Consider the following 26,198-nt stretch of genomic DNA (forward strand, 5'->3'; position numbering starts at 1 on the left):
TCAAAATGAAAATTGGCATCATGTTACTTATTAAATTATATCGGAAAGTGATCAGTCCATTAAAACCTCCAACCTGCAGATTTTACCCCACATGTTCTGAATATGGGTTAGAATCAGTGAGGCGCTTTGGAGCATTAAAAGGCAGTTACTTAACGGTGAAGCGGATAGCTAAATGCCATCCTTTTCACTCAGGTGGTATAGACTTAGTACCAGAAAAAAAAGAAAATAAAACAAAAGCTGTTGATTAATTTCAACAGCTTTTGTTTTATTTATAAATTGAACTTTTTTAATTGTTCAAATTGGTTTTCTTTTATTAGAATTTCTTTTTGTTTATCACCAAACAAGTCAAAGTGTGGATAGTTCTGATCCATATGGATCCAATTGGGATGTAATTCATGAGTTTCTCCCCAGACAGTTAATTTCTCCAAATCACTGCAACCCACTTTTGTTACGGTATAGCAACCTGGAAACCGTTCGTCTTCCCAATAGTGTGTTAAAAAAGAAATGTTACCATCCTTCACTTGTTCTTTCCAGAGCTGTAACTCATCGCGTTTAAGACCAAAAGCCATAATTACACACCTTCAACTTCTTTTTTATATGCCAGATGCCATTCAGGGAATGCGCGTTTTAACGATAGTGGCCGGAAACTATCTTTTTTAACAATAACATGTTTTGTAGTGCCAGTTATTGCAATTTCACCATCTTTATTTAAAATCCGATAACCATATACAGTCCTCAATCCATCATATTCAGCTATCCAACTCTCAACAGTTGCTTTTTCACCATAACGGAAGGGTTTCTTAAACGATATTTGCGCGTCCACTACGGGAGCAACAACATTATTACTTTCCATATCAGCATAACTAAAACCTAGTGATTCAATTAATTTTGTACGTCCTATTTCAAACCATACTAGATAGTTGGCATGATAAACTACCCCCATTTGATCTGTTTCTTGATACCTTATATCAATTTCTGTCTTTTCAATGGTCAATTTTAATTCCCCCAAAGTTCTTTATTATTATATTCAGTTTAGCATAGTGGGCAAAATCGTAATAATATACAAACTAAAAAAGCATTTTCTCCACGTAAGTGTTTGAAAATACTCTTTTAGCAGCTAAGAAAGCATATCCCTTTCTTACTGTATAAGTGCAACTAAGGCTTAGCGATAAGCCAAGTCTTCTAAAATTAGCGGTTCTTTTCATTAAGTACTTGCTGGTACTTAACTTCAAACCTTGACTCGATTTTCTCTAGAATTGATTGGTCTTTCATGATTTCTTTGCGATTTTCATCCACTAAATCATTATAGGAAAGCCTTCTCTTTAAAGAAATAGGAATCCACTCCTTTTTCAAGAAGTATTCCCAAATAAATGAAATTTTATAATTCTACTTTAACTTTTCTGTCATTTCCACCATGAAATCATATGTCATCGGACCTACTTTTCTCGGTTGCTGAATAACTCCGTCAGTTCCAATAAAATATGTTGTAGGTAACGCAAACGCTTGATAATCTTCGGTAACGTTTAATTCTTTATCTAATAAAATTGGATAAGTGTAGGTATCATTGTCAATAAATTCTTTGACGGTTTTTATACCTTTTTCCTGACCCGTTGCATTAACAGCTAATATTTCCACTTCATCTGAGTACTCCTCGTAGAATTTCTGCATGTCAGGCATTTCTTTCTTACATGGTGGGCACCATGTAGCCCAAAAGTTTATAAATACCTTTTTCCCTTTTAAATCCGATAATTGTATTGTTTCACCGGATAATGTTTCAAGTTTGATTTCGGGTGCTAGTTGCCCAACGTCTAAACCGGAATCACCAGGCGCTGTAATCATTCCACCTTTCGCTTCCGTGTTACCTGTTACATCAATTACATTATTATCAGCTTGGGGTTTATCGATTATATTAATGATCACTATACTTACTAAAAGCAATATTCCTGCTAGTGCTATAATCTTTTTAATCATGTGTAAGCTCCTTAGTCAATAAGCATTGAATCCTTAAGATTAATAGTAGAATTGAATTGTCGATTTGTAAAGTGAATTGCAGTGAAGTTATGTACTTTCCAAGAAAAAAACATCTACACCATTTAGTTTGGTGTAGATGTTTATTATTATACCTTATGCTTCCATTTTATTACGAAGTACCATTTGCAGAATACCACCATGACGATAATAGTCAATTTCAACATCACTATCAAATCGCGCTACCACTTCAAATTCAGTATTTTTACCTGAATCATCTATAGCTGTAACCTTAACCAAATCATGTGGTTTTACAGATTCATCAATCTCTACATTAAAGGTTTCTTTTCCAGTTAGACCTAACGAGTCAGCAGTGTCACCTTTTTGGAATTGTAGTGGTAATACGCCCATCATTACTAGGTTTGAACGATGAATTCGTTCGAAGCTTTCTGCAATGACAGTTTTTATTCCTAATAAACTGGTACCTTTAGCTGCCCAGTCACGTGAACTTCCCATACCGTAATCCTTACCACCTATTACAACAAGTCCAGTACCTGCCTCTTGATACTTCATTGAAGCATCATAGAGCGGCATTACTTCTTCTGTTGGCCAATAAGTAGTATATCCGCCTTCTGTGCCAGGAGCAAGCAGGTTACGAATTCGAATGTTAGCGAATGTTCCGCGCATCATTACTTCATGATTACCACGTCTAGATCCATAAGAGTTAAAATGACGCGGTGAAACATCTTTTTCCTGTAAATATTTGCCAGCTGGCATATCTTTAGCAATTGCTCCTGCTGGAGAAATATGGTCAGTTGTTACAGAATCACCGAATACTCCAATCGCCCGGAGTTTATTTAATGGTTTAACTGTATCTGCTTCTTTTGACAATCCTTCAAAGAATGGAGGATTTTGAATGTATGTTGATTCGTTGTTCCACTTGTATAGTGGCTCGTCTGTCGTGTTAATTTCATTCCATTTTTGGTTAGAATCAAATACATTTTCATATTCTTTACGGAATATTTCAGGTTTAACAGTATTTTCTACTTGTTCTTTAATTTCTTCCATCGTTGGCCAGATATCATTCATGAAAATATCGTTGCCATCATTGTCTTGGCCAAGTGGTTCTGTTACTAAATCAACATCTACTGTTCCAGCTAATGCATATGCAACTACAAGCGGTGGAGATGCTAGATAATTTGCTTTCACTAATGGATGTATACGACCTTCAAAGTTTCGGTTACCAGATAGTACAGAAGAAACGGTTAAGTCACTATTTGCAATCGCTTTTTCAATTTCTTCTTTTAGTGGTCCGGAGTTACCAATACATGTAGTACATCCGTATCCTACTAAATTAAAACCTAGTTTCTCCAAGTATGGCATTAAGCCGGAGTCTTCTAAGTAACGCGTAACAACTTTCGAACCTGGCGCTAATGATGTTTTTACATATGCAGGCACAGTCAGACCTTTTTCTACTGCCTTTTTAGCAATTAATCCCGCACCAAGCATAACGTAAGGGTTAGACGTGTTTGTACAAGATGTAATGGCAGCTATCGCAAGCGCTCCAGTCTTCATTACAGATGTATTACCGTCAGCAAACTCAACAACAGCTTCTTTCTTAAATTCTTTCTTATCTAAACCAAAGCCCTGATTTCCTTCAGGAGCAGTAATAGCTTTATTAAACTCTTCTTTCATATTTGAAAGAGAAATTAAATCCTGTGGACGTTTTGGACCTGATAAGTTAGGTTCAAGTTCAGATAAATTTATTTCTACTAACTCACTATATTCAGGGTCAGCCTGATCTGAGTTGTACCATAAACTATTTTCCTTACAGTATCTTTCAACTAAATCGATATGATCTTCCTTACGTCCAGTAAGTCGTAAGTAGTTTAGTGATTCTTCGTCAACGGGGAAGAACCCACATGTAGCACCGTACTCTGGAGCCATATTAGAAATAGTTGCTCGGTCAGCTAGTGGCATATCTTTTAACCCAGGTCCGAAGTACTCAACAAATTTACCTACAACATTTTTACTGCGTAAAACCTGTGTAACCTTTAATGCTAAGTCAGTTGCAGTTGTTCCTTTAGGAAAACTTCCTGTAAACTTCACACCAATTACTTCAGGTACTGGTAAAATAGAAGCTTGTCCTAGCATTCCTGCTTCAGCTTCAATTCCGCCAACACCCCAGCCAAGAACTCCTAGTCCATTAATCATGGTTGTATGAGAGTCAGTTCCAAATAAAGTATCAGGGAATGCATTATAGCTTCCGTCTTCATTTTCCAGCTCATGTACTACATTTGCGATATACTCCAGGTTTACCTGGTGGACAATTCCTGTTGCTGGTGGAACTGCGCGGTAATTATCGAATGCTTTTTGTGCCCAATGTAAAAACTCATAGCGTTCGCCATTACGCTCAAATTCCAGTTCCATGTTTGCCTGAAGTGCGCCCTGTGTTCCATATTGGTCTACTTGCACAGAGTGGTCAATAACTAGATCTACTGGAACCTCTGGATTGATTTTATCTGGGGATCCTCCCATATCAACCATTGCTTTACGTAATGAAGCTAAATCCACTACAGCAGGAACTCCTGTGAAATCCTGCAGAATTACACGTGAAGGTTTAAAAGGTACATCTACCCCTTTACCTTCTTTTGTTCCCCATTTTGTTAAACCTTTTATATGCTCATCTTTAATAACATGACCATCATGTTGTCGAACAATTGATTCTAATAAAACTCGAATGGAAAATGGCAGCCTTCCAACTTCACCTAATCCTGCTTCTTCTAATGCTTTTAATTGATAGTAATTATACGTTTTGCCATTTAACTCAAATTGCTTTTTCGCTTGAAATGCATCATTTTGTGTCATTATGTAATACTCCTCTCACTCTTTTTTTGTCGAAGATTTGTAAATTCAATTTATTAAAATCCAGGACAAACCTATTAATCCTACCTACTTATCTTAAATGAAAAAGGCATATAAAACAAATCTTATATGCCTTTTTCCATATATTAAATTATTATTCAAAGTGATAATTAAAAATTATACTGAAGATAAAATAATAGCAATCTTAATTATACTTACTCACTTATTAATGGAAGAATAATTTTAAACGTACTTCCTTTATCAGGATTCCGTTCTATCTGTAACTTGCCGTTATGCTTCTCAAGAATTTGATTGGTAATCATTAATCCCAAACCAGTACCACTCTTCTTAGTAGTGAAAAAAGGTTCACCTAATTTATGAATAACTTCCTCAGGTATTCCAAGACCATCATCAATTATTGCAATAATTACCTTTTCATTTTCTGTCCAGATATTGATCGCAATCGTTCCTTTTGCCCCCATTGCCTCAATGGCGTTTTTAACAATATTAATTAAAACCTGCTTAATCTGAGAACGATCACAATTAACAAAATGCTTACTTTGTCGTTCCCATTTAATATCCACATTTTTAAGTCGTGCCTGAGGTAGTAGCAAAGAAACAATTTCATGAACCATGACTTCAACTATTTCTTCCTTTTTATTGTTGGTTAAAGGTTTGGAAATAAACAATAGTTCAGAAGTAATGTTTTCCATTTTTTCAATTTCATCAATCATTATTTTATAATACTCTTCTTTTCGATTAACACCCGCCTGCAGTAATTGCATAAATCCTTTTAAAGAAGTTAATGGGTTACGGATTTCGTGTGCAATTCCAGCAGCCAATTGACCAGCTACGGACATTTTCTCTGATCGAATCATCATCTCTTCAGCTTCTTTTTTATCAGAGATGTCTTTAAGCATGGTTATATAAAAGAAATCGTTTAAGTCGATATCATACATTTTTGATACAATACAATCCGTCCATATAAATTTTCCATTCTTGTTACGAATGTTTATATTAAACTTGTGACTATCGTGATCCTTCTCAGAATTAGAATAGAAATTCCTTATATGCATTTCGTCTTCTGGTGATAATAATTCATGCCAGGAAATATCTTCTAAATCCTCTATGGTATAACCCAAAATCCGTACGACAGATTTTGAGATAAACATAATTTCACCTTTACTGTTCCATATTGAAAGTAAATCATTACTGTTGTTTTCAATCCAAGAAATGATAGAAGACGGAAGCTCACTCAAATCAGCAAAAATTCTCCTCTTATTATTGGTTTGAGCAAAATCGGAACTGTCTTTGTTATTATCATCCGTATATTCCAGAAAGGATTTTGATTTCATCGCCTCACCCCTAATTACAGATTCCAACATAATAATAGTATATAATTACTTATATGACTTAATTTCTTAAATATGTCACTTGTAAGAAACCCTGTGTGCTTTTATAATAAACTATATGAACAAATCTCATTTAAACTTTATTAATAATTTAAAATTAGTAATTATTAGTAATTTTACTATACTTGGCGTAAAAAACAAATCATTTTATCAATAACGGTAAAAAAATTGAAAATAGGTGATCCCGTGTCGGTTATAATCGAATACTTAATTATATTATGGGGATTTATTTTGATAGGCTTGATGGGAATTGGTGGCTTTTTTATGTTCCGCAAGTTCTTAAAAAAATTACCCAAGGAAGATGGCAAGTCCAATATGGACTGGGAAGAATATTACATGGAAAAAACCCGGCATATGTGGGGCGAAAATGAGAAAGAACTTTTAGAGGAGTTAGTCTCCCCCGTTCCCGAGCTATTTCGTGATATTGCAAGACATAAAATTGCAAGTAAAATTGGAGAAGTTGCATTACGTAAGAAACGGAATAAAATAACCGAGGACGTGTTAATTGAAGGTTATATAGTTGCAACTCCCAAACGAGATCATAAGTTTTTACGAAAAAAGCTTGATGAAAAAGAAATAGATGTTACACCATATGAGACTTTTTTCAACTTATAATTTCAATAAAAATGAGCTACTAGACATGGTCTAGTAGCTCATTTTAACTGAATAAGTTTATTAATGAAGTTGTTTTTCCAGTTTTTTATACTTAATAAGCATAGCAATTCGCCATGAAATAATCATTCCAAATGCTAGTAAAAAGAACATCCCACTTAGTTCGTACAAGGAGATAGTCTGACTGAGAGCCAGTTTCAGTACAATACGTAATATTAGTAATCCAAATAATATGAAGATAAATGATCTGGAAGGAATTAAATAAATATTATTTTGTTTAATTTCAAATTTCGATCCTATTATTAAAATGACGGAAAAAATAATTCCAACCATAATTGCTTCGAATACTTGATTCCATTCAACGCGAAACGCAGGGAAAATAAACATTAAGGCTCCAGTACTCATGAACATAGGAGGTAAGATAATTTTTTTCACGGAAGCTGGTTTTTTTGAAGCTTTCACTCTTATAAATATCATTAAAACTGCCATACATGCAGCACCAATCGAACTTAAAATAATCCATAACATGAACAATCATCTCTTTCACTGTCTTTAGTGGTACTATGCCAGATTTAATGCAGAACTCGTTCAATTGTGTCGATAACACGGTTTTCATCAAATGGCTTTATAATAAAATCACTTGCGCCAATTTCAATTGCCTCCACAACAACTTTTTGCTGGCCCATTGCAGAACAAACTACAATTTTCGCCATAGGATCAAATTCAATAATCGCCTTTATAGCTTCAATTCCATTCATTACAGGCATGGTTATATCCATTGTTACAATATCTGGCTTCAATGACTTGTAAAGCTCAATTGCTTCTTCGCCATTTTCAGCTTCCCCAACAATTTCATAGTTCTCAAGTTGAAGCATATTAGAAAGTGTGGCTCGCATAAATTTTGCATCGTCAACTACCAAAACCTTTGTCATCAACTATTCCCCCCATAATAATACTTATTGATCATTTGCAATAGATAAGATAATCGTCATCGTAACACCTACAACCGTTACAAATACGCCAATGTCAAATATCATTGCTGTTGCTAATTCAATTTCACCAAATATAGGTACATGGAAATAGCCGTAGGTTTGTGATAAAAATGGTACATCAAATAAAAAGGAACCAAGACCAGTTGATAAAGCAATAAGTAAGCCTAATGGAATTAATGTACGAAAATTAACAGGTAATATTTTATCCACTGCTTCTAATCCATAAGACATGTACATTAGTATAATAGCACCAGATGTAACTAATCCACCAACAAATCCACCACCAGGTGCATTATGTCCAGCAAGTAACAGATAGATCGCAAACCCAAATAGAATAAATGCTATAAGAGATGTTGTGGTACGAAGTATGAGATCATTTGGTTTATACATCACGATTTCTCCTTTAAAGTATATACTAATATAAATAATTCGATAAATCTATTAAAACCCGGAAAATCCAAATATTTCAGCTAGGAATGATGTTAACTTTGTCAACCAATCAAAAAATAATGCAACACCCATAATAATCATAATGTATCCGCCAACTTTTGTTATTTTTATACTGTTGCGTTTAATCCAGTCTAATTTGCCAATGAAGAATGAAAGGATTAAAAACGGTAGTGAAAACCCAAGAATATAGCTGATCATCATCACCATTCCAAGATCAGGATTAGTTGCTGCTAATGAGAAAACAATGGTCAGGATTGGACCGATGCAAGGAGTCCACCCTAAAGAAAAGGCAGTCCCGATAATAAAAGATCCAAAAAACCCTGCTGGTCTATTTTTAAATGTTATTTTTTTATCCTTCATTAGAAATTCAAAATTAAAAACACCGACTATCACTAAACCAAAGAAGATAATTACTATTGCACCAATTTGCCGGATAATATCTTTATATGTAAGCAATAATTCTGACAAAAATGACGTTGTGAAGCCAAACATAATAAACACAAACGAAAAACCAAAAAGGAAACATATTGTATGCAACAAGCTCTTGCGCTTTAACATAATGTTATCTTCTCTTACTTCACTTACACTCATGCCTGTTATGTATGACAAAAATGCTGGATACAGTGGCAGCACACAAGGTGAGATAAAAGATAAAAACCCTGCACCAAACGCAATAAATATATTGATTTCTGACATTTTAATCCTCCTATAACCAATCACTATAAATAGTCTAACAGAAAACAAGCAGAATTCATGATAGTGAATTTGACAATAATAGAACTATTTTAAATACCCCTTAATACTATGCAGCAGTATTAAGGGGTATTATGAAACATCATAAATGGGTGCTTTGAATATCTTACTTACTTTGCTGATTGTTCATTGCACGCATCATTTGATTAATCTTCTTTTGCGATGGTTTTTGACCCATTTGCATCATCATAGTTCGTAGCATTTGTTCATTAATTGGTGGGTTTTTCTTTAAGTAGTTCATCATATATTTTCTAGCAATGAAGAAACCAAGAGCAACTCCAACAATAAGAGCCAATATAGCAATTAATACGACCCAAATCGTTCCCATATCAAGCCTTCCCCTTTCGTGTTGACTTTCTTCAGTATAGTAAATTATAGGGTAGAATACAATACTTGCTCATCTAAATAATCCTTTACCTTTGTTACTGGAGAAATCCAACCATAGTTATTCAAATTATTATCCAAAACAAATAAGGAAGAATGGAATAATTTTAAAATAGGAAACAATAACACTTCCGCATCATGAATCATATCACAACGAAATTCTATCTGTTTTTCAGCAATATGTAAAGAGATACAGTGTTTGCCTTGTACTATTTCTATTGAATTATTACCATAGTTCACTATTGCTTTGTGATTATACAATGATTTTATTTTAGTATTAAACTCATTTGCTGAAAAAGAATGAGTTATATCATTAAATTGATTAGTAATTATCTGATTTCTATCATTTTTGTGGTATTGTTTTAAAAACCGATAGAGAATATCACTTCTATAGTAATAACGACGTGCAAACTCTTTTTTTATAGAATAAACAGAATACGTATTCAACAATATCACTCCTTTAATTGTTATTATACGTATTCTATTTTAAAAAAATGTCAAAACACGTTGGATATTACCACTAGTTTTGTCGAGAAAGCAAGTGGCCCCAATAGGCATGTGGCCACTATTTGCTTATTTCAACAGATTTTCCAGTTTATTAACTACGTTTTCAACTGTAAATCCATATTCTTCAATAACTTTATCACCGTTTGCTGACGCACCGAATGTATCGATCCCTAGCACTGCACCATGGTCACCTACATAACGTTCCCATCCAAACGATGTTGCCATTTCAATAGCTAAACGAGTTTTCACTTGTGGAGGTAATACTTCATTCTTGTATGCAGTATTCTGCTCATTAAAACGATCCCATGACGGCATACTGATAACATTAACATGAATTCCTCTATTTTTTAGTTCCTTTTGAGCTTTTACTGCTAATTGTACTTCAGATCCTGTTGCAAGTAATAATGCATCCGGAGTTTCTTTATCGCTCTTGCTTACCACATAAGCGCCTTTTTTAACACCTTCATACGCGTTTTCTTTCGTACCTTCAAGTGTTGGTAAACCTTGTCTAGTTAAAACCAATGCTGTCGGTTTATTTGTAGATTCTAACGCTAATCGCCAAGCCGCTTGTGTCTCATTACCATCTGCTGGACGAATTAGAGATAAACCAGGCATAGCACGAAATGCTGCTAGATGCTCAACTGGTTCATGTGTTGGTCCATCTTCTCCAACAGCGATAGAATCATGAGTGAATACAAATGTTACTGGAACATTCATAATCGCTGATAGGCGCACAGCTGGACGTAAATAATCACTGAATACAAAGAATGTACCTGCATATACTTTAAGTCCACCATGAAGGGCCATACCATTTAAGGCAGCTGCCATAGCAAATTCTCTTACGCCAAACCAAATATTTTTTCCGGCATAGTTATCACGGGAAAAATCAGTTTGTTCATTAACACTAGTTTTATTAGAACCAGCTAAATCCGCACTACCTCCAAACAATTGAGGAACTGCATTGGAAATTGCATTTAGTACTTCACCTGAAGATGCACGCGTTGCAAGTTTATCTTTTTCAGGTTCATAAATTGGTAAGTTTTTATCCCAATCAATTGGTAATTCACCAGTCATGGCCAGCTCCAATTTCTTTGCATCTTCTGGGTATTTTTCTTTATAGCTTTCTAATAGTTGATTCCAGTTACTCTCTGCATCCTCACCACTTTTACCGATCTTTTCGTTAAAATCAGCGTATACCTCTTCAGGAACATGGAATTCTTCATGTGACCATTTATATGATTCCTTAGTAAGCTTAACCTCATCAGCTCCAAGCGGAGCACCGTGAGATGCTGAAGAAGCAGATTTATTTGGAGAACCAAATCCAATTACAGTTTTCACCTCGATTAAGGTAGGTTGGTCTGTATTTGCTTTTGCTTCTTTAAGTGCATTTCGTAACTCATTAACATCGTTTCCGTCTTCGACACGAATTACTTGCCAACCGTAGGCTTTAAAGCGTTGTTCCGTATTATCTGAGAATGAACGATCCAAATCTCCATCGAGTGATATGTCGTTTGAATCGTATAAGGCCACTAACTTTCCTAAGCCCAGATGTCCTGCAAGTGAAGCAGTTTCATGTGATACACCTTCCATTAAGTCACCATCACTAACAAGTGCAAATGTGTGATGATCTACAACAGAAATGTCTTTTTTATTAAACGTTGCTGCAAGGTGCGCTTCAGCCATAGCCATACCTACTGACATTGCAATGCCTTGTCCTAAAGGTCCCGTCGTTGCTTCTACCCCATCCGTGTGATGAACTTCTGGATGGCCCGGTGTTCTTGAATCCCATTGTCTGAAGTTCTTTAAGTCTTCAATCGTTACATCATATCCAGCTAAGTGAAGCAGACTGTACAATAGCATAGATCCATGTCCAGCTGATAACACAAAACGATCCCGATTAAACCATTGTGAGTTTTTAGGGTTTTGGTTCATGAAATCAGTCCATAATGTGTATGCCATAGGAGCAGCCCCCATAGGTAAACCTGGATGACCTGAGTTTGCTTTTTCGATAGCATCAATTGATAGTGTTCGAATCGTGTTGATTGATTTTTGTTCTACGTTTGTTGACATGTAAATCCCCTTTCGTGTCGAAACTTGTTTTAATCCCTTTCAATTCTATAATGAAAAACGGCTTGTAACAAGTATCACTTATCTATAGTTTGTAAATTTATTTCTTCTTGTTTTCTCTTTGCAAATCTTTTACCTTCTGTGGCGTAACGTCTTTACCTTCCGGGTCTTTAACTGTCATAGACTTAAATTGATTTTTAAAAGAAGATCGAACATTGCCCAGGTACTCCTTGCGCAAAGTTTTTTGCTCCTGCTTCTCCTTATCAGATAAGCCTTCTTCTTTAGATTTCTTTGCTAGTGTATTAATACGCTCCAGCTTTTCTTGAGAAATCATATTATTACCTCCCTAACATATAAAAAAGCAAGAACTTTAAACTAGTTCCTGCTTTTTTATATTACCGTTGAATGCTAGTTATTTCAAGCATTATGAAATTCTTGATACCTTCGATGTACAGTTGCTTTCGATACATTGTATCCTAAACCATTTAACGTTTTGGCAATTTCTTCAAATGTTAATTGATTTTTACGTAATCTGACAACTTCTTCTATAGGAAAACTCATACGCTGCCTTCCTGGTGACTGATTTCGATTAGACAAATTTTTACCAGGGTCGTAGCCTTCCTCAATAGCTTTATTCATACCTCTTTTAATCTTTATATTATGGATTTTACGTTGATACTCTTCTACAGCACCAACAATTTGCAAGACCATAGAGTCTGCTTCTGATAACTCCAGTTTTCCATTGTGTATTGCTGTATAAATAGGTATTTGAAGTTTATTGAGCTGGTGAAATAGTGCTATCTTTGTATTCCCTCGCCCTAAACGCGTTTCATCCTGAATTAGTAAGCATTCCGCTTTTTGATTAGTAAAAAACTCAAGCATCTGAAAAATTCCGTCGCGCTCAATGTCATATCCGCTTTTGCGCTCTGTAATTACAGATAACACATTCATTCCATATTCTTGGGCAAGCTGCCTTAATTCTTGTTCCTGTCTGCTTAAAGATGTTTCCTGTTCTTTTTTATCTGTACTTACACGACAGTATATAATTGTATTCACTTATATCATACGCTCCAACTAATAGTTTTATCGATAATTATATTTACTAAGCGCTTGTAACCATAGAAAAGTATAAGAATCCTAACATTAATCCAAAAGCTACTAAATAAAATGCGTCTGTTTTTGTGATTTTATCAAACATTAAAATCAACCCTTTCTATTTTTTAGAACCTCTGTTCGCCTCTGGAAATAATACTACACCGAACGTATGGTCCTGTCAACTGTTTTTCGAACGGATGTTTGCTTTTTTGGAAAAATAATGATAAACTACCAATAATAAATCCTATGCGTGAGGTGTTAGATAGATGACAAAGTTGTCCAAAAGACAAGAAACTATTCTTGAATATATTAAAGATGAAGTAAATAAAAAAGGTTATCCGCCATCCGTAAGAGAAATTGCAGAGGCAGTAGGTCTTGCGTCCAGTTCAACTGTGCATGGACACTTATCAAGACTTGAAAGTAAAGGCTACATTCGGAGAGACCCCACCAAGCCTAGAGCAATTGAGGTGTTGGACCTTTCTCTTGAAAGTAATGTTCCAAAAGAGGCAGTGCGTTACGCGCCAGTAATAGGTAAAGTTACTGCTGGTATTCCAATAACCGCGGTTGAGAATATTGAAGAATTCATTCCGTTACCAAGTTCCGCCTCTTCACCTGATGACAATATCTTCGTATTAATTATTCAGGGTGAAAGTATGATAGAGGCAGGGATTTTGGATGGTGATATGGTAATAGTTAAGCAACAGAATATCGCTCAAAATGGCGAGATCGTTGTTGCGATGACTGATGAAAATGAAGCTACAGTAAAACGATTTTTTAAGGAAAAAGATCATATACGTTTGCAACCTGAAAATGCAACAATGGATCCATTAATCTATCAAAATGTAACAATTTTAGGTAAAGTAGTAGGATTACACCGAACTATACATTAAATAAGTTAAAAAGCCGTGAAGCAGCTATTACCTCTGTTTCACGGCTTTTTATTGTATGCGCTTAATAATAATCAGAACAGAGAACTTCAAGATTGCATAATATTTATGTAGAGGAGGCGGTTTCTTATGAAATGAAGCGATGATAAACGTAAGCGTATGGACAATTATTGTATTCAAGATTTATTTACAGGAAAGCAATTAGAAATTGTTGCCGCCTACCTTTTATTGTCAGGAAAACTAAAAGTTGAATCGGTAGAAATTTTTACAAATGAGCCGATCGTTTCAGTGAATTTAATTGGTCAATATAAAGGCCAGAACAAACAAAATGAAAGCAGTTTATTTGAATTTATGAAAGAGAATAATATGACACCAGAAGATGTACTGCAGGTATTTAATAATAGGAAGGGTGATTAGATGGAAGAAAATATCGATGGTTCCGAAATAACAAATTTCATAGTTTTAACGGTCTTAATTTCTTTACTTATTTTTGGTTCAAGCTTTAATGATTTTTGATTGAATAATATTTGCTTTATTTCCTTTATCAAGTGAGTTTACAACCCCCGCGCACCATACTTCATACTTCATTACCTACGTACCAGTTCAATAAAAAATAGCTGAAGTATCTTGGTTAAGATACACCATTCATCATTAATCATATATACTGAGGGATAATGAGCCTGAAGTTAAAATTTAATATTCCTATGAAAATTTACAAGAAGATATAAGTGCAAATAAGTAACGTGCCAGGAAAACATTTCTGCAATTTTAAATGACACAAAAGTTCAAAATATCACTGAATGATGTTGTATAAGAATTATCCCCTGCAGATTTAGCAGTCAGGTATCAAAGAAAATAGAACAAAAAAATGCTGCCCACTTTGAAGATTACGTGGACAGCATTTTAAAATAAAATTGATTCTCGGGGTGGTAGTGATTTCAGTATCGAATTAACTAACCCACCCTGGACATAAAACCGTTTAATTCAAATCTTAGTAGCTAGTTAAATACTGCTCGCGTTCCCAAGGGTGAACAGTTGTGCGGAACATATCCCATTCGATTTCTTTTGCTTCTACAAAGTGTTCAAATAGGTGTTCTCCTAGCGCCTCTTTAATAACTTCATCTTTCTCAAGTTCTTCCAGTGCATCCATTAATGTTGCAGGAAGATCTTTGATACCATGTTTAACACGCTCGGCTTTATCCATAGCATAGATGTTACGGTCTACTGGATCTGGTGGAGTTAGTTTATTTTCAATACCATCTAGTCCAGCTGCTAAAAGTACAGACATTGCCATATATGGATTTGCTGCAGGGTCTACACTTCTAGCTTCTATTCTCGTGCTTAATCCTCTGGAAGAAGGAATACGAACTAATGGACTGCGGTTAAGTCCTGACCAAGCTACATAACAAGGTGCTTCATATCCTGGTACCAGACGCTTGTATGAGTTAACAGTCGGGTTCGTAATTGCCGTGAAGTTTGTTGCATGCTTAATAATTCCGGCAGTGAATTGCATAGTGAGTTCGCTAAGCTCCATGTCACCTTTTTTATCATAGAACATGTTTTCTTTCCCTTTGAATAAGGACATGTTTACGTGCATTCCAGAACCATTTACTCCAAACAATGGTTTTGGCATGAAAGTAGCATGCAGGTTATGTTTTCTTGCAATTGTCTTTACTACTAACTTAAATGTCTGAATATCATCCGCATGTTTAACAGCATCTGAATATTTGAAATCAATTTCATGTTGACCAGGAGCAACCTCATGGTGTGATGCTTCTATTTCAAAGCCCATTTCCTCTAGTTCTAATACGATATCACGTCGACAGTTTTCGCCTAAATCAGTAGGTGCTAAGTCGAAATATCCACCTCTGTCATTTAACTCTAATGAAGGGTCACCTTTTTCGTCTAGTTTGAATAAGAAAAATTCAGGTTCAGTTCCAATATTAAATGCTGAATAACCTAATTTCTCCATCTTTTTCAGATTTCGTTTTAAGTTATATCTAGGACAACCTTCAAATGGAGTGCCATCTGGATTATAAATGTCGCAAATAAAACGTGCTACTTTACCTTTATCTGAAGTCCACGGAAATACAACAAAGGTATCTAAATCAGGATATAAATACATGTCTGATTCTTCAATACGAACAAAACCTTCGATAGATGATCCATCAAACATCATTTTATTATCCAATGCTTTGTCTAGTTGACCTAATGGGATTTCGACGTTTTTAATCGTTCCTAGCATATCCGTAAACTGTAAACGGATAAATCGAACATTTTCTTCCTCGATCATTTTAAAAATATTTTTCTTCGTCATTTCTGAACTCATTGTTCATCCTCCTTGGAATATGGTGCTAGTATTTTAATGAAAAAATCTGGATAACTCGCCTTGTCGCAAACTTGATTTTCCAAATCGACCTGCATCATATAATTCATTTTTCAGCAGCTTCCTTAACTCTCGATCCGTCATTTCAGTTGGCTTCTCTTCTTTAATTACTTCAATATTATTGGTTGAATCCAACAATAATTTTACCCCCGCCAAGTTCACCCCTTTATCCAGCAAATTCTTTATTTCAAGAAGTCGATCCACATCATTAAAAGAAAACAATCGTTGGTTCCCAGATGTTCTTTCCGGATGAATCAAGTCGTTATCTTCATAATTTCGAACCTGCCTGGCGGATAATTCTGTCAATTTCATAACAATTCCCATAGCGAATAAGGGCATCGAACGGCGATCCTGATCATTCATTGGATACCCTCCTTCTTTCTTAATACAATTATTATATGATATGTAAGGTTATTTGTCAAACTAATGTTAGGTTTTCTTACACAAAACCTAAATTAAAAAAGAGCTGGTGACCAACTCTTTTTCTTATACCCTATTATTGAATTATTAATCTTTATTTAATAATTCACTTAAAGATTCTTGCAACGCAATTTTCACATGTTCATATGTTAGCCCTCCTTGTATGAAGGCAGTATAAGGTTCGCGAATAGGACCGTCTGCAGTCAGTTCAAGACTGGCACCCTGGATAAATGTCCCTGCTGCCATGATAACTTCGCTTTCGTATCCAGGAATATTACTTGGATAAGGAGTTACAAATGAATTAACGGGAGAGTTTTCCTGAATGGTCTGGCAAAACGCGATCATTTGATCAGCGGTATTAAATGTTACTGATTGAATTAAATCCGTTCGAATTGCTTGATAGTGTGGGTTTGACGAAAATCCTGCAATTTCAAGCAATCTTGCAGTGAAAATTGCTCCCTTTAACGCTTCTCCTACTATATGAGGAGCCATAAAAAATCCTTGGAACATTTCTTGGAGCATGTTTAATGTTGCACCAGTTTCTTTTCCGAGCCCAGGTGCGGTTAATCGATTCGCACATTTCTCTATAAGTGTTTTTTTTCCAGCAATGTAGCCTCCTGCCCGCACAATACCGCCACCAGGATTTTTAATCAAAGAACCGGCTACTATATCCGCTCCGACATGAAGAGGTTCCTTTTTTTCTACAAATTCCCCATAACAATTATCAACAAATACAATAATAGAATCATCGATATTTTTTATGAAACGCACCATTTCTTCAATTTCTTTTATCGTAAAAGATGGCCGATTCGCGTAGCCTTTTGAGCGTTGGATTCCAATAACCCTTGTTTGCTCAGAAATGCATTGGGAAATCTGAGTAAAGTCAACCCCCCCATTCTCCAGTAAATTAATTTGTTTATATGTAATGCCGAAGTCTCTGAGAGAACCTGTATTATCATCCGTGTTACCAATAACACCTTCTAAAGTGTCGTAGGGTTTTCCAGTAATATACATTAGCTCATCATGGGGGCGAAGCAATCCGAATAACGCAGTTGAAATAGCGTGGGTGCCTGAAACAATCTGCGGACGTACCAGAGCGTCCTCCCCACCTAACACTTCCGCATAAATTATTTCTAATACTTCTCTACCAAAATCATCATACCCATATCCAGTTGTTGGATTAAAATGACTATCACTTACTCGATGTGTTTTAAAAGCATTTAATACCCGCTTCTGATTATGCTCTACAATTGATGCAACATTTTGATGGAGTTGTTTACAATCTGTTTCTGCCTGACTTGTAATTTCATCGATATTCAATCTATTATTGCTCCTTTAATTTGTTTTGTAATGGATGAGCCTGTTTAATGTAACCGTTTATCTTATATTTCTCTTGTACTTCATCAAATTCTCTCTTCCGCATTATTGTTTCGTGCTCGAGTCTGTTAATCATTTTACCTTCATCCGGATCCAATAATGTAGAATACCAGTCCCATTCCGTTTCAAGGATCGATTCAATTCTTAACAATAATTTCGTAATATCTGCCTTCTCGTAGGCGCTCAATACAATATACGGGTGATTATTAGGAATAAACTCATCATTTATTTTATCCTTTTTATTATAGACTGTTAAAGTTGGAATGGATAAAGCATCTAAGTCCTTAAGGAGTTTTAGAACAGTTTCTTGATGTTGTTCTTTATCTGAATGTGAGCCATCTACAACGTGAAGTATAAAATCAGCTTCTGTTACCTCTTCAAGTGTGGACTTAAAAGCAGCAATCAGTGCCGTAGGAAGATCTTGTAAAAAACCCACCGTATCCGTTAGCAGCGCCTGGAAACCTGATGGAAACTGAAAGTGTCTCGTCAACGGGTCTAACGTGGCAAATAATTGGTTTTCTTCTAAAGACTGTTCTTTTGTAATCCGGTTAAACAGCGTGGATTTTCCAGCATTTGTGTAGCCCACAATTGCAATTTGAAAAGCCTGATTTGTTTTTCTGCGTTTACGGTATTGCGCACGCTGGCTAACTACTACCTTAAACCGACGTTGGATATCGTAAATCCTTCGGCGTATATGACGCTGGTCTGTTTCTAATTTGGTTTCACCTGGACCTCTTGTTCCGATACCTGCGCCTAGACGTGATAACTGATTGCCTTGTCCATGCAATCTAGGGAGTAAATATTCGAGTTGAGCTAACTCTACTTGAAGCTTACCTTCTTTAGTTCTTGCACGCATTGCAAAAATATCAAGGATTAACTGACTTCGATCGATTAAAGGTACTTCTAATGCTTCAGATAGATTCCTTGACTGACCAGCAGATAATTCATCGTTGGAAATTACAAGGTCGATTTCCAGTTCTTCGACATCTTGACTGATCTCTTCAATTTTCCCTTCACCTATATAAGTAGCTGGGTGGATTCGATTTCGTTTTTGGGTAACTACCTTTTTGACGGTACCGCCAGCGGTATCGCACAATGAAACCAGTTCCTGAAGAGATGATTCAAAATGCTCATCTGTTTGATTTGGATGTTTGACTGCAACTATTAATATTTTTTCTCGCATTACTATCAGACCTCTTTCTTGATACTAAACTTATCATAGCAAAGTGAAAACCTTATCACAATTTGTATGATAAGGTTTTTTAAAGCAGATTAATTAACTTGTTGATTTATCAAAAACTAAATCCTGTTTTGTAAGGGTAATTAACGAATCATTCGTTAGTTTGTTTTGATGCAAAATACGAATTGCCTGTTTTCGAATTGATTGTTCAATCACATTTCTTACATAACGTGCATTGGAAAAATTATAGTCACTATTATTTTTCTCTTGTGAGATCTGTTCTTTCAGTTTCCACTCCGCTTCACTAGTTAATTGATATTCCCGTTCTTTTAACATTTTTTTGGCAATCTGTATCAATTGGTCAACACTATAATCCTGAAAATCCAATATAAAAGGAAATCTCGATTTCAATCCTGGATTAAGTAATAAAAATTGTTCCATTTCAAAAGGGTATCCTGCCAGAATTAACACAAAATCATCGTGGTCATCTTCCATATGCTTGACTAATGTATCAATTGCTTCTTTACCAAAATCTTTTTCTCCACCTCTTGCAAGAGAATAAGCTTCATCGATAAACAGTATTCCTCCAGCAGCTTTTTGTATGAGACCTCGCGTTTTCTGAGCGGTCTGACCAATGTACTCACCTACTAGATCTGCCCGTTCCGCTTCGACAAAATGACCTTTTGAAAGTATATTCATTTCATGATAGACAGTAGCTAGCTTTCTGGCAATTGTTGTTTTTCCTGTACCAGGATTTCCTTTAAATAACATGTGCAGCACTTGATTAGTAGATTGAAGTCCTACCTGTTTTCGTTTTTCGTTAATCGTTATCATAGCGTAAATTTCTTTTATCGATTGTTTGAGGTATTCCATTCCTACGAATGATGAAAATTCCTGGTCTATACGAAAAAATGGGCTGGACTCGTTATAGGAAGGACGTTTATCCTGGTCCACTTTCACGCCATCTTTGTCATATAATACAATGTTAATTTGCCCATTTTTATTTTGTATCATTTGCGATTCCAAATCATCACCCCTTAGTCAATTTAGTATACGCACTTTCTGAAAAAGTTGTGACAAATGCCTATATATGAAAAAGGAACGCGTCCAATACTGGTCGCGTTCCTGCTCAAATTATTCTTTATCGAGTGATACATTTTTAACTGGTGAAAAGGTTGAAATCGCATGTTTAAATATTAATTGTTGTTTACCATCTGCTTCAAGTAATACCGTGAAATTATCAAAGGCTTTAATAATACCCCTCAGTTGAAAACCATTTATCAAAAACACCGTAACTGAAATATGATCTTTGCGTAATTGATTTAAATATTGCTCTTGAATATTTACCGTTTGCGCCATCCCATTTCCTCCTTTTCTATCTATATAGTATTTACTTCTACTTATCTTCCAACATTCCTGCTAAATCAGTTAAAATTGTTTTAAATTTTTGATTAATTGTTTCTGGTGTTACTGTGTACCAAGTCACATCCATCTTATTCTTAAACCACGTATACTGCCTCTTAGCAAACCTTCTGGAATTCCGCTTCAGCAATTCAATTGCTACTTCGAGTGTGTATTCACCTTTGAAATAAGGGATGAACTCTTTATAGCCAATAGCGCGCATGGATTGATGATTCTCTAAACCATTCGTATAAAGTTTATGAACTTCAGACAGCAGGCCATCTTCCATCATTTTATCAATTCGCATATTTATCTGGTCATATAGCATTTTTCTATCCATTTCCAGTCCAATTAAAATTGGTTCGTAATCGGAATCTTTTTGTTCATTTTTCAAGACCGACATTGTTTTCCCTGTTGTCTCATGAATTTCAATTGCACGGATAAGTCTTCGATGGTTGTTAGGATGTATTTTTGACGCCTGTTCGGGATCAATTTCTTTTAATCTGTTATAAAAATGAGCAGCACCTTTTTCTTCCAGTTCTTTCTCTAGTTCGTGCGTTATTTTCTCATCTCTAGCGTCATTTGAGAAATTATAGTTGTATAGAGTGGACTGAATATAGAGGCCGCTTCCCCCAACTATAATCGGGAGCTGTTCGTCAATTGAAATTTTATCGATATACGATTTAACAAGTTGTTGAAAGTCTGCTGCTGAAAATGATTCAGCTGGATCTTTAATATCAATCATATAATGAGGAAGACCTTGCTTTTCATCTTCACTAATTTTAGCAGTCCCTATATCCATACCTTTGTATATCTGCATGGAATCTCCACTTATAATTTGACCATTAAATTTCTTGGCTATTTCTAAACTTAATTTCGTTTTGCCCACTGCAGTAGGGCCAACAATTGCAATAACTTTCTGTTTCATAATTTCCTCCTAATTACATAACCCTTTTAAACATTTTCTCTAATTCATAGGAAGAAAAATGTACAATAATCGGGCGTCCGTGTGGGCAAGTGAAAGGATCAGTTGTCTTACGCAAATCTTCAAGTAAATGAAACATATCTTTCTCATTCAAGTAGTGGTTAGCTTTAATTGATCCTTTACAAGACATCATAATAGCTGCCTCTTCCCGAATGGATTCAATATTCACCTTTTCATCATTCATAATTTGATCAATCATTTCACGAATAACTTCTTCTTCGTATCCATCAGGAAACCAAACAGGGTGTGAGCGGATAATATACGTTTGAGTACCAAATTCCTCGAAAAATAAACCAACTTTCTGAAATTCTGCTTCATATTGGTCAATAAAAATCGATTCTTGTTTTGAAAATTCAAATGTCATGGGGATGAGTAATTCTTGAAGCGTGTTTTCTGACTCCCCAAGTTTATCTCTAAAAAATTCATATTTAACTCTTTCCTGGGCTGCATGCTGATCGATCATGTATAAGCCATTTTCATTTTGGGCGAGTAGATAGGTGCCATGCAATTGACCAACAGGATACATGATTGGTACTCGATTTTCTTTAAGAATCACTGGATCCTGGCTGGTTTCTGTTATCCCTTTCTCAGATGCAGACACTTCATTTTCTTTTATCTGAAAATCTGTATTCCATTCCTTGTAAGTACCTAATGAGCTACGATTTTCTTGCTTTTCTTCTGGTTTCAATTCATTCCTATCAGGTATTGCTTTTGATTGTTCGAAATCAATCGTTGATTGGTATGAGGGCTGCTTCTTTGGTTTAGGCTGTTCCATTTCAGGTATTAGTGATGTTTGTCTAAAGGTTTGGCGAATCATTTGTTCAATCATGTGAAATAACTCTTTCTCTTTACTGAATCGAACCTCTAGCTTAGTGGGATGTACATTCACATCTACTAAAATCGGATCCATCGTAATAGATAAGACGACGAGGGGCATTCTTCCGATTGGCAGTAAAGTATGGTAGCCCTTAATAATTGCCTGTGATAATGGAATACTCTTGATGTACCTGCCGTTTATTATCGTCGAAATATAATTACGGGTTGCTCGGGTAATTTCGGGCTTTGCAATATAACCACTAATCTGAAAATCCAGTGTTTTCTCTTCAACTGGGACCATCTTTCTGGCTACTCCCATTCCGTATACCTGCGAAATTACCTGAAGCAGATCCCCTGCTCCAGTTGTCTTAAACAGCTGTCTCCCATTATGCGCTAACTCAAACCGGACATCTGGGTGTGACAATGCGATTCGATTCATTAAATCAGTTATATGACCTAGTTCAGTATGAATCGTTTTCATATACTTAAGACGTGCAGGTGTATTAAAAAATAATTCTTCTACTAAGATTTCTGTGCCTCTACGGGCGTCACTTTTATCCTGATTAATAATTCTACCGCCCTCTAGTGTTAAGTGTGTCCCTGATTGTTCCCCTTCGGAAGTTTTTACTGTGAGTTTGCTAACAGCAGCAATGCTGGCCAGCGCTTCTCCACGAAAACCCAGAGTCTTGATATGAAATAAATCAGACTCATCTTTGATTTTACTAGTAGCATGACGTAAAAATGACTTTACACAATCCTCTTCTGACATACCGTACCCATTATCCGATACTTTTATTTTCTGTAAGCCAGCCTCTTCAATTTCAATTTTTATCCAGGTGCTGCTTGCATCAATACTGTTTTCAACGAGTTCCTTCACGACAGATGCTGGTCGCTCAACTACTTCTCCTGCCGCTATCTTATTTGCAAGTGCATCAGACATTTGGAATATTTTCATCAAAACAATTCCTTTCTACTCCTATTTCCTAAGCTTTTTTTGCAAACGACTTAATTCATTCATAGCATCTAGTGGAGTCATATCAAATAGGTTTAACTTCTTAAGATCACCTATTACCGATTCCTGCCACTTATCTAGCTTTTTTACTTTTTGATCGCTGGCTTGTTCCGCAAAAAATGATAGTTGGCTGGCACTTTCTTCTTGAACGTTAAGTTTTTTCTCATCTTTATTTTCAAAGTCGTGCAGTATTGACGTTGCTCGGCTAATCAACTGATCTGGTAAATCAGCGAGTTTGGCAACATGTATGCCGTAGCTCTCATCAGCTGCACCTTCTTTAATTTGGTGTAAAAACACGACGTTCCCCTCGTATTCTTCAGCCCGAACATGTATATTCTTTAACTTATCAAGTGATCTATCAAGTGTTGTTAACTCATGATAATGTGTAGAAAATAGAGTTTTGGCATGTATGTTGTCATGAATGTACTCAACAATCGCCTGGGCTAATGCCATGCCGTCATACGTGCTTGTCCCACGTCCTATCTCATCTAAAAGAATTAAGCTATTATTTGTTGCATTCGATAGAGCATGATTTGCTTCTAGCATTTCAACCATAAATGTACTTTGCCCCGAAACCAAATCATCAGCCGCACCAATGCGTGTGAATATTTGATCGAAAATTGTTAACTCTGCCCGTTCACACGGGACAAAGCAACCAATTTGACCCATAAGTACCGTTAGTGCAAGTTGACGCATGTATGTGCTCTTTCCGGACATATTTGGGCCAGTGATTAACAGAATGTCAGAATCCTGGTCCATATACACATCATTTGGAACGAATTCACCATTTTTCATCACTTTTTCAACAACGGGATGACGACCATTCTTGATGGAAAGGTTACTATTCACAAAACTCGGCCGTTTGTATCCATTATTTTCACTTACAGTGGCAAATGACTGTAATACATCAACCTTACTAACAACCTCAGCTAATTTCTGCAGTTCAGGTATGTACATTTTTAATTGATCTCGAATAGCTATAAATAATTCGTATTCCAGCTCGACACTCTTTTCTTCGGCTTCAAGAATCAGCTGTTCCTTTTCTTTTAATTCTGGGGTAACGTATCGTTCGGCATTCGTTAACGTCTGCTTCCGTTCATATCTACCCTCAGGAAGTAAATGCATATTTGCTTTTGTCACTTCAATATAATAACCAAAGACTCGATTATAGCCGATTTTCAATGATTTAATTTTGGTTGCTTCTTTTTCTTTCTTCTCAAGTTCTTTTATCCATTGTTTGCCATTTCTTGAAGCATCTCGGTATGTATCAAGTGTTTCATTATAGCCATCTTTAATTAAAGAGCCATCTTTAATTGAAATTGGCGGGTTTTCCACTAAACTATCCTCCAGCAGTGCTACCAGTTGGTTTGGTGATTGTATTTCATTGACTATTTTATTAATTGGTTGAGAATCAAATTGATTTAAAATCGTAATCAGTTCAGGAATTTTAGCTAAAGATTGTTTCAATTGAATCAGATCACGACCATTTACATTTCCAAATGCAATCCGTCCTGAAAGACGCTCAAGGTCATAGACTGATTTCAACCCTTCTCTAAGTGCGTCACGTTCCATAAATCCGTGATAGAAAGTATCCACCACGTCCAATCGCTCTTCAATCTGGACGGGATTTAATAACGGACGTTCAATCCATTTTTTTAATAAGCGTGATCCCATCGAGGTAACAGTATGATCGAGGACCCATAAAAGACTTCCGTGCTTACCTTTTTTTATTATTGTTTCTGTTAATTCCAAGTTTCGCTTAGAATACATATCAAGCTTTAAGAACTGTTTAAGTTCAATAATTTTGGCTGGCTGTAAATGATCAAGGGAACGTTTTTGTGTATGCTGTACGTAATTCAGTAACCTGCTGAATGCCTTTACTAATCGTTCATCATTCAAATGATCAAATAGCCCTCTATATTCTCCATTAAAACTTATTTCATCCTGATAGGATAATGTTACGTTTAATTTATCTGAAAGCTGCTGTTGTTGTTCTTGAGGCATATCAGAGGAGATTACAATCTCTTTCGTCGGTTGATTATACAACTCATGAATAACACCATCCCAGCCGCTCGTTACATGTGCAATACTATTCTCTCCGGTAGAAAGGTCATTATAAACAATTACATATGTACCATCCTTGAAATATGAAAGACTTGCAATATAATTGTTCTCATTTTCACTTAGCATAGCAGATTCCATAACGGTTCCTGGAGTGATTAATTGAACGACTTCACGTTTCACCACACCTTTTGCCTGTTTCGGATCCTCTACTTGTTCACAAATAGCCACTTTATATCCTTTTTCAACTAAATTTTTTATGTAGTTAGCAGCAGCGTGGTACGGTACACCACACATTGGGATTGGATCATCTTTTGCTGCATCACGCTTCGTCAATGTAATTTCCAGTTCTCTTGCAGCATCCACTGCATCATCAAAAAACATTTCATAAAAATCGCCAAGGCGGAAAAATAAAAAAGCGTCCTGATAGTCTGCTTTTATTCGTAAATATTGCTCCATCATCGGTGTATGTTTCGACATCCCAATTCCCCCAAAAAACCCATAATATTCTCCCCCGATTATAGCATATATAGAAAAGTGAAGGCGACTGTTTAGTGACGTACAAATA

General features: G+C 35.8%; 28 protein-coding genes. 4 read left to right on the forward strand and 24 right to left on the reverse strand.

The window, feature by feature from the left end; genetic code table 11:
- Positions 1-5: 5 nt before the first annotated feature.
- A complete protein-coding gene (yidD, locus tag VBD025_RS11950) occupies positions 6-248 on the forward strand; it encodes a membrane protein insertion efficiency factor YidD (RefSeq protein ID WP_430785743.1) in 243 nt (80 codons plus the stop codon).
- 21 nt (positions 249-269) lie between these two features.
- On the opposite strand, the gene VBD025_RS11955 is transcribed toward yidD, so the two are convergent.
- The 6 genes from VBD025_RS11955 to VBD025_RS11980 all read right to left on the reverse strand — a co-directional run bounded on the left by VBD025_RS11955 (position 270) and on the right by VBD025_RS11980 (position 6,188).
- Complete coding sequence (locus tag VBD025_RS11955; protein ID WP_430785745.1) at positions 270-569, reverse strand: hypothetical protein; 300 nt, start codon at positions 567-569, stop codon at positions 270-272.
- A 2-nt stretch (positions 570-571) separates the two neighbouring features.
- Entirely contained in the window at positions 572-994 is a 423-nt protein-coding gene (locus tag VBD025_RS11960; RefSeq protein WP_430785747.1) for an acyl-CoA thioesterase, read from the reverse strand.
- Positions 995-1,188: 194 nt separating this feature from the next.
- Positions 1,189-1,353 carry an FbpB family small basic protein gene (locus tag VBD025_RS11965; RefSeq protein WP_430785749.1) on the reverse strand — a complete coding sequence of 55 codons (165 nt, stop codon included), beginning with the start codon at positions 1,351-1,353 and terminating at the stop codon, positions 1,189-1,191.
- Positions 1,354-1,386: 33 nt separating this feature from the next.
- Entirely contained in the window at positions 1,387-1,971 is a 585-nt protein-coding gene (locus VBD025_RS11970) for a TlpA family protein disulfide reductase (protein WP_430785751.1), read from the reverse strand.
- A 153-nt stretch (positions 1,972-2,124) separates the two neighbouring features.
- Positions 2,125-4,836, reverse strand: coding sequence for an aconitate hydratase AcnA (gene acnA / locus VBD025_RS11975; RefSeq protein WP_430785753.1), 2,712 nt, complete (start codon positions 4,834-4,836; stop codon positions 2,125-2,127).
- A gap of 212 nt (positions 4,837-5,048) precedes the next feature.
- Positions 5,049-6,188, reverse strand: coding sequence for an ATP-binding protein (locus tag VBD025_RS11980; RefSeq protein WP_430785755.1), 1,140 nt, complete (start codon positions 6,186-6,188; stop codon positions 5,049-5,051).
- Between the two features lie 243 nt (positions 6,189-6,431).
- Between VBD025_RS11980 and VBD025_RS11985 the strand changes: the two genes are divergently transcribed.
- Positions 6,432-6,860, forward strand: coding sequence for a DUF2621 family protein (locus VBD025_RS11985; protein ID WP_430791384.1), 429 nt, complete (start codon positions 6,432-6,434; stop codon positions 6,858-6,860).
- A 60-nt stretch (positions 6,861-6,920) separates the two neighbouring features.
- Here the strand turns inward: VBD025_RS11985 and VBD025_RS11990 are convergent, their stop codons facing one another.
- From VBD025_RS11990 to VBD025_RS12030, 9 genes are all read right to left on the reverse strand, one after another.
- The gene (locus VBD025_RS11990; RefSeq protein WP_430785757.1) at positions 6,921-7,385 is read right to left on the reverse strand and encodes a CcdC family protein; all 465 of its coding nucleotides are present in this window, start codon (positions 7,383-7,385) and stop codon (positions 6,921-6,923) included.
- 44 nt (positions 7,386-7,429) lie between these two features.
- Positions 7,430-7,789 carry a response regulator gene (locus VBD025_RS11995; protein ID WP_430785759.1) on the reverse strand — a complete coding sequence of 120 codons (360 nt, stop codon included), beginning with the start codon at positions 7,787-7,789 and terminating at the stop codon, positions 7,430-7,432.
- A gap of 24 nt (positions 7,790-7,813) precedes the next feature.
- Positions 7,814-8,239: a Na(+)/H(+) antiporter subunit B gene (locus tag VBD025_RS12000; RefSeq protein WP_430785761.1), complete on the reverse strand. Its 426-nt coding sequence runs from the start codon at positions 8,237-8,239 to the stop codon at positions 7,814-7,816.
- 51 nt (positions 8,240-8,290) lie between these two features.
- Positions 8,291-8,995 (reverse strand): cytochrome c biogenesis CcdA family protein, encoded by a 705-nt coding sequence (locus tag VBD025_RS12005; protein WP_430785763.1) that lies wholly within the window; start codon positions 8,993-8,995, stop codon positions 8,291-8,293.
- A 163-nt stretch (positions 8,996-9,158) separates the two neighbouring features.
- A complete protein-coding gene (locus tag VBD025_RS12010; RefSeq protein WP_430785765.1) occupies positions 9,159-9,380 on the reverse strand; it encodes a YneF family protein in 222 nt (73 codons plus the stop codon).
- Positions 9,381-9,424: 44 nt separating this feature from the next.
- Complete coding sequence (sirA, locus tag VBD025_RS12015; protein ID WP_430785767.1) at positions 9,425-9,883, reverse strand: sporulation inhibitor of replication protein SirA; 459 nt, start codon at positions 9,881-9,883, stop codon at positions 9,425-9,427.
- Between the two features lie 126 nt (positions 9,884-10,009).
- A complete protein-coding gene (gene tkt, locus VBD025_RS12020) occupies positions 10,010-12,013 on the reverse strand; it encodes a transketolase (protein ID WP_430785769.1) in 2,004 nt (667 codons plus the stop codon).
- A 97-nt stretch (positions 12,014-12,110) separates the two neighbouring features.
- Positions 12,111-12,344, reverse strand: a complete 234-nt coding sequence (locus VBD025_RS12025) for a DUF896 domain-containing protein (protein ID WP_430785771.1) — start codon at positions 12,342-12,344, stop codon at positions 12,111-12,113.
- Between the two features lie 83 nt (positions 12,345-12,427).
- The gene (locus tag VBD025_RS12030; RefSeq protein WP_430785773.1) at positions 12,428-13,066 is read right to left on the reverse strand and encodes a YneB family resolvase-like protein; all 639 of its coding nucleotides are present in this window, start codon (positions 13,064-13,066) and stop codon (positions 12,428-12,430) included.
- Between the two features lie 305 nt (positions 13,067-13,371).
- Here VBD025_RS12030 and lexA point away from each other — a divergent pair, with 305 nt between their 5' ends.
- Positions 13,372-13,995 carry a transcriptional repressor LexA gene (gene lexA, locus VBD025_RS12035; protein WP_430785775.1) on the forward strand — a complete coding sequence of 208 codons (624 nt, stop codon included), beginning with the start codon at positions 13,372-13,374 and terminating at the stop codon, positions 13,993-13,995.
- 156 nt (positions 13,996-14,151) lie between these two features.
- On the forward strand, positions 14,152-14,409 hold the full coding sequence (locus tag VBD025_RS12040) for a hypothetical protein (RefSeq protein WP_430785777.1): 258 nt from the start codon (positions 14,152-14,154) through the stop codon (positions 14,407-14,409).
- Positions 14,410-14,983: 574 nt separating this feature from the next.
- Here the strand turns inward: VBD025_RS12040 and glnA are convergent.
- The 9 genes from glnA to mutS form a co-directional block, all read right to left on the reverse strand.
- A complete protein-coding gene (gene glnA, locus VBD025_RS12045) occupies positions 14,984-16,321 on the reverse strand; it encodes a type I glutamate--ammonia ligase (RefSeq protein ID WP_430785779.1) in 1,338 nt (445 codons plus the stop codon).
- 33 nt (positions 16,322-16,354) lie between these two features.
- On the reverse strand, positions 16,355-16,741 hold the full coding sequence (locus VBD025_RS12050) for a MerR family transcriptional regulator (RefSeq protein WP_430785781.1): 387 nt from the start codon (positions 16,739-16,741) through the stop codon (positions 16,355-16,357).
- 144 nt (positions 16,742-16,885) lie between these two features.
- Positions 16,886-18,118, reverse strand: coding sequence for an aminotransferase class I/II-fold pyridoxal phosphate-dependent enzyme (locus VBD025_RS12055; protein WP_430785783.1), 1,233 nt, complete (start codon positions 18,116-18,118; stop codon positions 16,886-16,888).
- Positions 18,119-18,122: 4 nt separating this feature from the next.
- Positions 18,123-19,358 (reverse strand): GTPase HflX, encoded by a 1,236-nt coding sequence (hflX, locus tag VBD025_RS12060; RefSeq protein ID WP_430785785.1) that lies wholly within the window; start codon positions 19,356-19,358, stop codon positions 18,123-18,125.
- Between the two features lie 93 nt (positions 19,359-19,451).
- The gene (gene spoVK / locus VBD025_RS12065; RefSeq protein ID WP_430785787.1) at positions 19,452-20,381 is read right to left on the reverse strand and encodes a stage V sporulation protein K; all 930 of its coding nucleotides are present in this window, start codon (positions 20,379-20,381) and stop codon (positions 19,452-19,454) included.
- A 108-nt stretch (positions 20,382-20,489) separates the two neighbouring features.
- Positions 20,490-20,714, reverse strand: a complete 225-nt coding sequence (gene hfq / locus VBD025_RS12070; protein WP_430785789.1) for an RNA chaperone Hfq — start codon at positions 20,712-20,714, stop codon at positions 20,490-20,492.
- 37 nt (positions 20,715-20,751) lie between these two features.
- Positions 20,752-21,684, reverse strand: coding sequence for a tRNA (adenosine(37)-N6)-dimethylallyltransferase MiaA (gene miaA, locus VBD025_RS12075; protein WP_430785791.1), 933 nt, complete (start codon positions 21,682-21,684; stop codon positions 20,752-20,754).
- A 13-nt stretch (positions 21,685-21,697) separates the two neighbouring features.
- Positions 21,698-23,512 carry a DNA mismatch repair endonuclease MutL gene (gene mutL, locus VBD025_RS12080; RefSeq protein ID WP_430785793.1) on the reverse strand — a complete coding sequence of 605 codons (1,815 nt, stop codon included), beginning with the start codon at positions 23,510-23,512 and terminating at the stop codon, positions 21,698-21,700.
- A 21-nt stretch (positions 23,513-23,533) separates the two neighbouring features.
- A complete protein-coding gene (gene mutS / locus VBD025_RS12085; RefSeq protein WP_430785795.1) occupies positions 23,534-26,110 on the reverse strand; it encodes a DNA mismatch repair protein MutS in 2,577 nt (858 codons plus the stop codon).
- Positions 26,111-26,198: the final 88 nt, after the last annotated feature.

The sequence above is a fragment of the Virgibacillus flavescens genome (assembly GCF_050574275.1).
Lineage (GTDB): Bacteria > Bacillota > Bacilli > Bacillales > Amphibacillaceae > Virgibacillus_F > Virgibacillus_F flavescens.